Genomic DNA, 10,877 nt, shown 5'->3' with positions numbered 1-10,877 from the left:
ACCGAGTACGACCCGGTACGAGGCCGAAGGGCCCACACCACCAGGAACCACCTGGATCACGAACCCCATCGAACAGATTTGCCAGACACGCCCTAAAGAGGGATGGCGGTCAACGTGTCGGTCAGCGAGATTGAAGCCGGTTCTCGGTAGCTTCGGCCCGACCGGGTCGAACGCGGACGAAAAGGAACACATGAAGAAATTCGTTGCCGCCCTGGCGGTCGCGGGGATCGGCGTCGGCACCATGGCGCTCGCCCCCTCAGCCACGGCCGCTTCTGCGCAGGACTTCGATCCGAAGCCGATCTCCTGGGCAGCATGTACCCGGCCGAGCCTGGTCAAGGCAGGCGCGGAATGCGGCTTCCTCGAAGTCCCGCTGGACTACGCGAAGCCGGGCGGGGAGAAAATCTCGATCGCCGTCTCGCGTGTGAAGCACAAGTCCGCCCAGTCGCAGGGCGTCATGGTGGTCAACCCGGGTGGTCCCGGCGGCTCCGGCCTCGGCCTGTCGACGCTCGGCCGGGCCGTCCCCAAGAAGGCGGGCGAAGAGTACGACTGGATCGGCTTCGACCCGCGTGGGGTCGGGGAGAGCAAGCCGTCGCTGACCTGCGATGGGAACTACGCCTCCTACAACCGCCCGCAGTACGTGCCGACCACGCGCGCCATCGAGAAGGCGTGGCTGGACAAGGCGAAGGGCTACGCGAAGGCGTGCGCCAAGAACGGCGCGATCCTCGAACACATCAAGACCATCGACGTCGCGAAGGACGTCGACAGCCTTCGCAAGGCGCTGGGCGAGAAGCAGATCAACTACTACGGCTTCTCCTACGGCACCTACCTCGGCCAGGTCTACAGCACGCTGTTCCCGCAGAACGTGCGGCGGATGGTGTTCGACGGCACCGTCGACCCCCGCGACGTCTGGTACAAGGCGAACCTGAACCAGGACGTCGCCTTCGACAAGAACATCAAGACCTACTTCGGCTGGCTCGCGAAGTACGACGATATCTACCACCTCGGCAAGAGTGCCTCCGAGGTCGAGAAGCTGTGGTACGCCGAGCAGAAGAAGCTGTACGACAAGCCCGCGGGTGGCGTCATCGGCGGTTCCGAGTGGACGGACGTCTTCCTGCAGGCCGGGTACTACGTCTTCGGCTGGGAAGACATGGCGAACGCGTTCTCGGGCTGGGTGCACAAGGGTGACTGGCAGACCCTGAAGGACCTGTACGACGGCTCCAACCCGCCGGGCCAGGACAACGGGTACGCGGTGTACGCGGCCGTGCAGTGCACCGACGTCGCTTGGCCGCAGAACTGGAACCGCTGGAAATTCGACAACTGGGTCACGCACTTCCGGGCGCCGTTCGAGACCTGGGGCAACGCCTGGTTCAACGCGCCGTGCCTCAACTGGCAGGCGAAGCCGGGCAAGCCAGTGGAGATCGACGGGCGAAAGGTACCCGGAATCCTGCTGGTCAACGAGGAGAACGACGCCGCGACGCCGTACCCCGGCAGCCTCGAGATTCGCAAGCGCTACCCGAACTCCAGCCTGATCAGCGCGCCCGGCGGCACCACGCACTCCGGTTCGCTGTCCGGTGTGTCCTGTGTGGACGACAAGATCGCGGACTACCTGCTGACCGGAAAGCTGCCCGTGCGGAAGCCGGGTAACGGTTCGGACGTGCAGTGCACCCCGGTCCCGCCGCCCGTTCCGGAGGGTTCGGCGGCGACGTCGAAGAAGTCCGACGTGCCCTCGTCGGCCGCTGAAGTGAAGAAGGAGGCGCTGGCTCAGGCGCTGCCTTTCTGAGCCTGGGTCGTGAGTGATTTGGGTCGTTCTAACGACCCAAATCACTCACGACCCCCGGCACCCGCCATGACCGGCACCCTCTCGTCCCGAAGTGCGCTGAAAGTACCGGTCATCCACCGTCCCGCGCCGTATCCCCACCGCCGCGCCGGGGAATTGTCGGGGACCCCCGTTAGCGTCCCTGGCATGAACATCGTCGAAGAGCACCGGACCGAGGTCCGCGTGCAGGACACCGTTTACCGCATCGAGGTCGCCGCCCGTGAGGGTGGCGGCGCGGCCGGGGAAGACCGCTGGGTGACCGTCATGGTCGGCGGAGCCGGACCGCAGCAGGAGCCTGTCGCCGAAGGCAGGCTCGATATCGACGCCGAGGCCGTACCGGCTCTGGCGACCGTCCTTTCCGACACGCTGATGGCGTTCGCCGGGAGGAGTGGCGGCGGCGGGAATCGTCGCCGAAGATCGGCCGACCGGCCCCCGCGGCAAGGCCTGCCGTGGTCGGAAGAACTCGACGCCGAACTGGAAAGCCGTTGGCTGGCAGGGGAAAGCGTCGAGGAGATCGCGCGGCGGTTCGAACGAACGCCGGGCGGGATCCGGGCGAGGCTGCCCAGGGTCGGCTGCGACCCGGAGCGCCGGGGCGCGTATCTCCCGGTCCCGCCCAGTCAGCGGGAGGCAGGTGGACTCGGCTGAACCGAGGCGGCCGCGAGCGGACACCTCGCGGCCGCCGTCAGTCCACTGTGGACGAGATCCCGCGGTGGGCGCGTGCCGCCATCTCGTGGAGGTGACCGATCAGTTCCGGCGGTTCGTGCACGGTGAATTCGCAGCCGAGACCGAGTAAGCGGAACGCGAGCCAGTCGAGTGTGTCCACGCCCGCGTTCAGCACACAGGTCTCGTCGTCGATCGGTTCGAGTTCGCCGATGTTGTCCCCGATGGCGGGGGCGACCTGGTTCAGAGGTGCGTGCAGGGTCACGCGTGCGCTGTAGGTGGGAACGAGGCTGTACATCTTGTCGGTGACATAGGCCGCCACGTCTTCGGCCGGTGGCTGTCGCGGGGTGGCCCGGCCGCCGGTCGCTCGCGGCTCGGTGATCCGGTCCACCCGGAAGATCCGCCAGCCGTCGCGGTCGAGATCGAAGCCGAGCAGGTACCAGCGGCGTCCGGCCGAGACGAGCCGGTGCGGTTCGACATGCCGCCGGGATTCGGTCCCGTCGCCAGTACGGTAGGCGAACCGCGTCCGTTCGGTGTTGGCGATCGCGCCTGCGAAGACGGTGAGGTGTTCCGGGTCCACCGCGGGGCCGGTGCCGGGCAGCGGCACCGTCGCGGCGCCGAGCGCGCCGACGCGGTAACGCAGCCGTGACGGCAGCACCTGCTCGAGTTTCGCCAGCGCCCGCACCGAAGACTCCTCGATCCCCGAGATCGCCTGCCCGGCGGCGCCGCGGAGACCGACCGCGATCGCGACGGCCTCCTCGTCGTCGAGCAGCAGCGGCGGCATCGCCGCGCCCGCGCCCAGCCGGTAACCACCCTCGGAACCCCGGCTCGCTTCGACGGGGTAACCGAGCTCACGCAGCCGGTCGATGTCGCGCCGGATGGTCCGCTGGCTGACCTCTAGCCGTTGGGCGAGCTCGCTGCCAGGCCATTCGCGCGGCGTCTGCAGAAGCGACAGCAGGCCGAGCAACCGGGCGGGCGTATCCGTCATGCGGCAAGGATGCCCCGTATAAGGGACAGGGGGTGGCCTATATCGAGTGAGCCGGATGACTTTGTTTGATTGAACTTGCACGACTGTGCATAATCATTCGTATGACGGTGAAGATCGCGGTGGCCGGAGCCAGCGGGTACGCGGGCGGCGAACTCCTGCGCTTGCTGCTGACCCATCCCGAAGTCCAGATCGGTGCGCTGACCGCGGCCAGCTCCGCGGGGACGCCGCTCATCCAGCACCAACCGCACCTCGCGCCGCTGGCGGACCGGATCCTGCTGGAGACGACTCCGGAGACCCTGGCCGGGCACGACGTCGTCTTCCTCGCCCTGCCGCACGGCCACTCGGGTGCCATCGCCGCGCGACTGGGGCCGGACGTCCTGGTCGTCGACCTCGGTGCCGACCACCGGCTCTCGAACGCGGCCGACTGGCAGCGCTGGTACGGCGGCGACCACGCCGGGCAGTGGCCGTACGGGCTTCCTGAACTCCCGGGCGCTCGCGAGCGCCTCGCCGGGACCAAACGCATCGCGGTCCCCGGCTGCTTCCCGACCGGCGGTTCGATCGCCCTCGCCCCGGCACTCGCCGCGGGCCTGGTCGAGCCGGAGGTCAACGTCGTCGCCGTGACCGGGACTTCGGGCGCGGGCAAGAGTCTCAAGCCGAACCTCCTCGGTTCGGAGGTGATGGGTTCGGCCAGCGCGTACGGCGTCGGCGGCGCCCACCGCCACACCCCCGAATTCGCGCAGAACCTGTCGGCGGTCTCGGGGGAGCAGGTCAAGGTCTCGTTCACCCCCGTGCTGGCTCCGATGCCGCGCGGGATCCTCACCACCGCGAGCGCCGCGCTCAAATCCGGCCTGGACGCCGACGGAGCCCGCGAGGTGTACGAAAAGGCGTACGCCGCCGAACCGTTCGTCCAGCTGCTGCCTGCGGGCCAGTGGCCGTCGACGGCCTCGGTGGTCGGTTCGAACAACGTCCAGCTGCAGGTCACCGTCGACGCCGACACCCGGCGCCTGGTCGTGGTCGCGGCGATCGACAACCTCACCAAGGGCACCGCGGGTGGTGCCGTGCAGTCGATGAACATCGCTCTCGGCCTTCCCGAAACCACCGGACTACCGACCGTAGGAGTGGCTCCGTGACCGTCACCCAGCCGAATGGGTTCCGCGCGGCGGGCGTCGCCGCCGGGATCAAGACCTCCGGCAAGCTCGACCTCGCGCTCGTCGTCAACGACGGGCCGCTGCAGGTCGCGGCCGGCGTCTTCACCCGCAACGTGATCAAGGCCGCGCCGGTGCAGTGGTCGCGGGAGGTGCTCAAGCAGCGGCGCCTCAAGGCCGTGGTTCTCAACTCCGGCGGCGCGAACGCGGCCACCGGCCCCGGCGGTTTCCAGGACACCCACAAGACGGCCGAGAAGGTCGCCGAACTCCTCGACACCGGCGCGATCGAGGTCGCGGTCTGCTCCACCGGCCTGATCGGCGCGCGCCTCCCGATGGAAGCCCTGCTCGGCGGCGTGGACACCGCGTTCAAGGAGCTCGGCACCGGTGCGGACGCGGATCTCAACGCCGCCTCCGCGGTCATGACCACCGACAGCAAGCCGAAGCAGGCCGTCGCGAAGCACGACAGCGGCTGGAGCGTCGGCGGGTTCGCCAAGGGAGCCGGCATGCTCGCCCCGAACCTCGCGACGATGCTTTCGGTCCTCACCACCGACGCCGTCGTCACCCCCGAGGTCCTCGACCGAGCCCTGCGCGCCGCCACCGGCGTCACCTTCGACCGGCTGGACGTCGACGGCGGCACCTCCACCAACGACACCGTGCTCGTCCTCGCCTCCGGCGCCAGCGGCGTCGAACCGACCGAGGCCGAGCTGACCGAACTGCTCACCGCCGTCAGCCTCGACCTCGTGCTGCAGCTGCGTGCGGACGCCGAGGGCGCGACCAAGTACGTCGACGTCACCGTCACCGGCGCGGCGAGCGAAGCCGACGCCATCGCCGTCGGCCGGACGATCGCCGAGGACAACCTGGTCAAGACCGCGCTTTTCGGTTCGGACCCGAACTGGGGCCGCATCGCCATGGCGCTGGGCCGCGTTCCGGCGGAGATCGACCCGGACAAGGTCGCCATCACGATCAACGGCGTCACCCTGTTCGCCAAAGGCACGACCGCGGCCGACCGGTCCGAGGCGGACTTGTCGGGCCGCGACATCAAGATCGTCGTCGACCTCGGTCTCGGCGAAGGCGAGGCGACGATCTTCACGACCGACCTCTCGCACGCGTACGTCGAAGAGAACAGCGCGTACTCGTCATGACGCCGGAATCCACGGTCTCCGCCGACGAACGGCTCGCGACGGCGTCGGAGAAGGCCGCCATCCTGATCGAAACCCTGCCCTGGCTGCAGCGCTTCCACGGTGCCACCGTCGTGGTGAAGTACGGCGGCAACGCCATGATCGACGAAAGCCTCAAGCAGGCCTTCGCCGAGGACATGGTGTTCCTGCGGCTCGCCGGACTGCGCCCGGTCGTGGTGCACGGTGGCGGCCCGCAGATCACCGCGATGCTCAACCGGCTCGGCGTCGAGGGCGAGTTCAAGGGCGGCCTGCGTGTCACCACCCCGGAGACGATGGACATCGTCCGCATGGTGCTGACCGGACAGGTCAGCCGCGAACTGGTCGGGCTGATCAACGCACACGGCCCGTACGCGGTCGGCATCTCCGGCGAGGACGCGCGACTGTTCACCGCGGAGCGCAAACGGGCCACTGTGGACGGTGAGTCCGTCGACATAGGACTCGTCGGCGAGGTCTCCGAGGTCAACCCGGACGCGGTACTCGACATCGTCAACGCCGGGCGCATCCCGGTGGTCTCCACGGTGGCCCCGGATGTCGACGGCGTCGTGCACAACATCAACGCCGACACCGCCGCCGGTGCGCTTGCCGCCGCGTTGGGTGCGGAGAAACTCGTCGTCCTCACCGACGTCGAGGGCCTCTACGCCAACTGGCCGGACCGCGGTTCGCTGGTCGACCGTGTCCGCGTGGACAGGCTCGAAACCTTGTTGCCCGGCCTCGCCAGCGGCATGATCCCCAAGATGGAAGCCTGCGTGCGCGCGATCCGCGGCGGTGTCCGCCGTGCGCACGTGATCGACGGCCGCATCGCCCATTCGGTGTTGCTGGAGGTCTTCACCTCCCGCGGCATCGGTACCATGGTCTTTCCCGAAACGGAGCTCCCGTGACCACGCTCAAGTCCAATGTAGACGGCCAAGAGCACTGGAAGTCGTCCCTCATGGACAACTACGGCACCCCGTCGCTGACCTTGGTCCGCGGTGAGGGCGCGAAGGTCTGGGACGCCGACGGCAAGCCCTACATCGACCTGCTCGGCGGGATCGCGGTCAACGCGCTGGGTCACGCCCATCCCGCCGTGGTCGCCGCGGTGTCCGAACAGGTCGCGAAACTCGGCCACACGTCGAACATCTACGTGAACCCGGTCGTCGTCGAGTTCGCCGAGACCCTGCTGGACGTCGCGGGCCTGACAGGCAACGCGAAGACGCTGTTCGTCAACTCCGGCGCGGAGGCCAACGAAGCCGCGCTGAAGATCAGCAGGCTCACCGGCCGCACGAAGATCGTCGCCTGCGAAGGCGCCTTCCACGGCCGCACCATGGGTGCGCTGACGCTGACCGGTCAGCCGTCGAAGCGCGACCCGTTCGTGCCGCTGGTCCCCGGTGTCAGCCACGTCCCGTACGGTGACGTCGACGCGCTTCGCGCCGCGGTGGACACCGACACGGCGGCGGTGTTCCTGGAGCCGATCCTCGGGGAGGCGGGTGTCATCCCGGCGCCGGACGGCTACCTCCAGGCCGCGCGGGAGATCACCAAGGAGACCGGGACCCTGCTGGTCCTCGACGAGGTACAGACCGGCATCGGCCGCACCGGCGCGTGGTTCGCCTTCCAGCACGCCGGTATCGTCCCGGACATCATCACACTGGCCAAGGGCCTCGGCGGCGGGCTGCCGATCGGCGCGGTCATCGGGGTCGGCGCGGCGGGCGAGCTGATGAAACCGGGGCAGCACGGGACCACCTTCGGCGGCAACCCGATCTGTTGCGCCGCCGGGCTCGCGGTACTCAAGACCATTGCCGCCGACAACCTGAACGACCACGTTTCCGCGCTGGGCAAGGACATCGCCTCTCGCGTCGAGGAACTCGGCCATCCGCTGGTGGCCGGCGTCCGCGGCGCCGGGCTGCTGCTCGGCATCGCGCTGCGCGAACCGGTCTCGGCGGCGGTCGCCAAGGCCGCGCAGGAGGCCGGTTACCTGGTCAACCCGGTCGCCCCGGACGCCATCCGGCTGGCACCACCGCTGATCCTGAGCGCCGACGAGGCCAAGGGATTCCTCGAAGCCCTTCCCGGGGCCCTCGATTCCACCACCACCTAGGACAGAGACGAAACGCATGCCCCGCAACTTTCTCCGCGACGACGATCTCAGCCCGGCCGAACAGGCCGAGATCCTGGACCTCGCCGACCAGCTGAAGGCCGAGCCACTGAGCTCCCGTGCGCTGGAGGGCAAATCCGTCGCGGCGATCTTCGAGAAGAACTCCACCCGGACCCGGTTCTCGTTCGAGGTGGGCATTTCCCAGCTCGGCGGTAATCCGGTGATCGTCGACGGGCGCTCCATGCAGCTCGGCCGCGAAGAGACCATCGAGGACACTTCGCGGGTGCTTTCGCGGTACCTGGACGCGATCGTCTGGCGGACCTTCGCGCAGAAGCGCATCGACGCGATGGCGTCGGCGGCGAGCATCCCGGTGATCAACGCGCTCACCGACGAGTTCCACCCGTGCCAGGTCCTCACCGATCTGATGACGATTCGCGAGCGCAAAGGCAAGCTTGCCGGGCTCACCCTGGTCTACCTCGGTGACGGCGCCAACAACATGGCGCATTCGCTGCTGCTCGGCGGGACCACGGCCGGCATGAACGTCCGGGTCGTCTCACCCGAGGGTTTCCAACCGGACCAGCAGGTGATGCTCGACGCCAAGCACCGCGCGTCCGACACCGGTGGCAGTACCACGGTCTTCACCGACCCGTACGCCGCCGTCGAAGGCGCGGACGTCGTCGTCACCGACACGTGGACGTCGATGGGGCAGGAGAACGACGGCCTCGACCGGGTCGGCCCCTTCCGCGAGCTGCAGGTCAACGCCGCTTTGCTGCGCCGCGCCGCGGACGAGGCGATCGTGCTGCACTGCCTGCCGGCGCACCGCGGCTGGGAGATCACCGACGAGGTCCTCGACGGCCCGTCGAGCGCGGTCTGGGACGAGGCCGAAAACCGGCTGCACGCCCAGAAGGCGCTCATGGTCTGGCTCTTGGACGAGAAGCGACGATGACCGGCAGCAGGGTGACCCGGCAGGCCCGGATCACCGAACTCGTGTCCACGATGGCCATCCGCAGCCAGACGGAGCTCGCGAAGCTCCTGGCGGCGGAAGGCATCGACGTCACGCAGGCGACCCTGTCCCGGGATCTCGACGAACTGGGCGCGGTCAAGCTGCGGGGTGCCGATTCCGGCGCCCCGGTGTACGTCATCCCGGAGGACGGAAGCCCGGTACGCGGCGTGCAGGGCGGCACTTCCCGCCTTTCCCGGCTGCTCGCCGAACTGCTGGTCTCGGCGGACTCGTCGGGGAACCTGACCGTACTGCGCACCCCGCCGGGCGCGGCGCAGTTCCTCGCCAGCGCCATCGACAGGGCGGCGCTGGAGGAGGTCGTCGGCTCGATCGCCGGTGACGACACGGTCGCGGTGATCGCGAGGGAACCGTTGTCCGGCAAAGATCTGGCTGAGCGCTTCATGGCGCTCGCGAGGCGCTCGTCCACTTTGGACGACGGCGAGAATGGCGAAGGCGGCGCCTGACGCGCTGTACGACTTCACCACAGGCGCTACCTTCAACCGGTCAGACGCCTGACGTAAACCCAAGAACCGAGGAGTGTTGTGAGCGGGAATGAGCAGCCGGTGCAGCTGTGGGGCGGCCGGTTCGCCAGCGGTCCGGCCGAGGCCATGGCGGCGCTGAGCGCGTCGACCCATTTCGACTGGCGCCTGGCGCCGTACGACATCGCCGGGTCGCGGGCCCACGCGCGAGTGCTGCGGAAGGCGGGGCTGCTCACCGAAGACGAGCTGACCGGCATGCTCGCCGCACTGGACACGCTCGCGCAGGACGTCGCCTCGGGCGCGTTCACCCCGACCGTCGCCGACGAGGACTGCCACACCGCGCTCGAACGCGGTCTGCTGGAGCGCGCGGGCACCGAACTGGGCGGCAAACTGCGGGCGGGCCGCTCACGCAACGACCAGGTCGCGACGTTGTTCCGGATGTGGCTGCGGGACGCGGCCCGCCGCGTGGTCGCGGGCACGCTCGGCGTCGTCGACGCGCTCGTTTCGCAGGCGAAGCGGCACCCGGCCGCGATCCTGCCGGGCCGCACCCATCTGCAGCACGCCCAGCCGGTCCTGCTGGCGCATCACCTGCTCGCGCACGGCCAGTCACTGCTGCGCGATGTCACCCGGTTGCGTGACTGGGACGCTCGGACCGCCGAGTCGCCGTACGGCTCCGGTGCGCTCGCGGGCTCCTCGCTCGGCCTCGACCCGGAGGCCGTCGCCGCGGAACTGGGCTTCGACACCAGCGTCGACAACTCCATCGACGGCACCGCCTCGCGGGACTTCGTCGCCGAGTTCGCGTTCGACGTCGCGATGCTCGCGGTCAACCTGTCCAGGATCGCCGAAGAGGTGATCATCTGGAACACCGCCGAATTCGGCTACGTCACCCTCGACGACGCGTGGGCGACGGGCAGTTCGATCATGCCGCAGAAGAAGAACCCGGACGTCGCGGAGCTGACTCGCGGCAAGGCCGGACGGCTCATCGGCAATCTGACCGGCCTGCTCGCGACGCTCAAGGCGCAGCCGCTGGCGTACAACCGGGACCTGCAGGAGGACAAGGAGCCGGTCTTCGACTCCGTCGAGCAGCTGGAACTGTTGTTCCCGGCGATCGCGGGCATGCTCGAGACGCTGACCTTCCACACCGACCGTCTCGCCGAACTGGCGCCCGCCGGGTTCACCCTCGCCACGGACATCGCCGAATGGCTTGTGCGCCAAGGGGTTCCGTTCCGCGTCGCACACGAGGCGGCGGGGGAAAGCGTCCGCGTCGCCGAGGGCCGCGGTGTCGGCCTCGACGAACTGACCGACGAAGAGTTCGAGAAGATCAACCCCGCCCTGACGCCGTCCGTGCGTGAGGTGCTGACCGTCGAGGGTTCGGTGCGTTCGCGCGACGCCCGCGGCGGTACCGCGCCCGCCCGGGTCGCCGAGCAGTTGGACCGGCTGGTCGCGCGGGTCACCGAACACCGCACCTGGCTGAGCTAGAAGTACGTGAAGGCCCCCTTCCTTGCGTTAGGCGCAAGGAAGGGGGCCTTCCTGTACTTCAGGGGAG

The 10,877-nt window shown here is 68.9% G+C and carries 10 protein-coding genes; 9 read left to right on the top strand and 1 reads right to left on the bottom strand.

What is annotated here, in order from left to right:
• Positions 1-190 precede the first annotated feature (190 nt).
• Both AB0M65_RS37595 and AB0M65_RS37590 read left to right on the top strand, forming a co-directional pair.
• Positions 191-1,780, top strand: a complete 1,590-nt coding sequence (locus AB0M65_RS37595) for an alpha/beta hydrolase (protein WP_364039214.1) — start codon at positions 191-193, stop codon at positions 1,778-1,780.
• Between the two features lie 183 nt (positions 1,781-1,963).
• Positions 1,964-2,461 (top strand): helix-turn-helix domain containing protein, encoded by a 498-nt coding sequence (locus AB0M65_RS37590; protein ID WP_364039211.1) that lies wholly within the window; start codon positions 1,964-1,966, stop codon positions 2,459-2,461.
• 37 nt (positions 2,462-2,498) lie between these two features.
• Here the strand turns inward: AB0M65_RS37590 and AB0M65_RS37585 are convergent, their stop codons facing one another.
• On the bottom strand, positions 2,499-3,464 hold the full coding sequence (locus tag AB0M65_RS37585) for a YafY family protein (RefSeq protein WP_364039208.1): 966 nt from the start codon (positions 3,462-3,464) through the stop codon (positions 2,499-2,501).
• Between the two features lie 101 nt (positions 3,465-3,565).
• Here AB0M65_RS37585 and argC point away from each other — a divergent pair, with 101 nt between their 5' ends.
• The 7 genes from argC (at position 3,566) to argH (ending at position 10,810) form a co-directional block, all read left to right on the top strand.
• On the top strand, positions 3,566-4,594 hold the full coding sequence (gene argC / locus AB0M65_RS37580; protein WP_364039205.1) for an N-acetyl-gamma-glutamyl-phosphate reductase: 1,029 nt from the start codon (positions 3,566-3,568) through the stop codon (positions 4,592-4,594).
• Entirely contained in the window at positions 4,591-5,751 is a 1,161-nt protein-coding gene (argJ, locus tag AB0M65_RS37575; RefSeq protein ID WP_364039202.1) for a bifunctional glutamate N-acetyltransferase/amino-acid acetyltransferase ArgJ, read from the top strand. The genes argC and argJ overlap by 4 nt, the downstream gene beginning before the upstream one ends.
• Positions 5,748-6,665, top strand: coding sequence for an acetylglutamate kinase (gene argB / locus AB0M65_RS37570; protein ID WP_364039199.1), 918 nt, complete (start codon positions 5,748-5,750; stop codon positions 6,663-6,665). The genes argJ and argB overlap by 4 nt, the downstream gene beginning before the upstream one ends.
• Positions 6,662-7,855 (top strand): acetylornithine transaminase, encoded by a 1,194-nt coding sequence (locus tag AB0M65_RS37565; RefSeq protein WP_364039196.1) that lies wholly within the window; start codon positions 6,662-6,664, stop codon positions 7,853-7,855. The genes argB and AB0M65_RS37565 overlap by 4 nt, the downstream gene beginning before the upstream one ends.
• A gap of 16 nt (positions 7,856-7,871) precedes the next feature.
• Complete coding sequence (argF, locus tag AB0M65_RS37560; RefSeq protein ID WP_364039193.1) at positions 7,872-8,798, top strand: ornithine carbamoyltransferase; 927 nt, start codon at positions 7,872-7,874, stop codon at positions 8,796-8,798.
• Entirely contained in the window at positions 8,795-9,316 is a 522-nt protein-coding gene (locus AB0M65_RS37555) for an arginine repressor (protein WP_364039190.1), read from the top strand. Before argF ends, AB0M65_RS37555 begins: the two co-directional genes overlap by 4 nt.
• 78 nt (positions 9,317-9,394) lie before the next feature.
• Positions 9,395-10,810, top strand: a complete 1,416-nt coding sequence (gene argH / locus AB0M65_RS37550) for an argininosuccinate lyase (protein ID WP_364039187.1) — start codon at positions 9,395-9,397, stop codon at positions 10,808-10,810.
• The last annotated feature ends 67 nt before the right edge of the window (positions 10,811-10,877 follow it).

The sequence above is a fragment of the Amycolatopsis sp. NPDC051071 genome (assembly GCF_040682875.1).
In the GTDB taxonomy this organism is placed as follows: Bacteria; Actinomycetota; Actinomycetes; order Mycobacteriales; family Pseudonocardiaceae; genus Amycolatopsis.
Note: the sequence above shows the minus strand (reverse complement) of the source record. Positions and strands in the feature narration are given on the sequence as shown.

What these genes read in the sequence shown, in the direction of transcription:
- AB0M65_RS37595 (WP_364039214.1), top strand. Translation starts at nt 191, where the DNA reads ATGAAGAAATTCGTTGCCGCCCTGGCGGTCGCGGGGATCGGCGTCGGC.
- AB0M65_RS37590 (WP_364039211.1), top strand. Translation starts at nt 1,964, where the DNA reads ATGAACATCGTCGAAGAGCACCGGACCGAGGTCCGCGTGCAGGACACC.
- AB0M65_RS37585 (WP_364039208.1), bottom strand. Translation starts at nt 3,464, where the DNA reads ATGACGGATACGCCCGCCCGGTTGCTCGGCCTGCTGTCGCTTCTGCAG.
- argC (WP_364039205.1), top strand. Translation starts at nt 3,566, where the DNA reads ATGACGGTGAAGATCGCGGTGGCCGGAGCCAGCGGGTACGCGGGCGGC.
- argB (WP_364039199.1), top strand. Translation starts at nt 5,748, where the DNA reads ATGACGCCGGAATCCACGGTCTCCGCCGACGAACGGCTCGCGACGGCG.
- argF (WP_364039193.1), top strand. Translation starts at nt 7,872, where the DNA reads ATGCCCCGCAACTTTCTCCGCGACGACGATCTCAGCCCGGCCGAACAG.
- AB0M65_RS37555 (WP_364039190.1), top strand. Translation starts at nt 8,795, where the DNA reads ATGACCGGCAGCAGGGTGACCCGGCAGGCCCGGATCACCGAACTCGTG.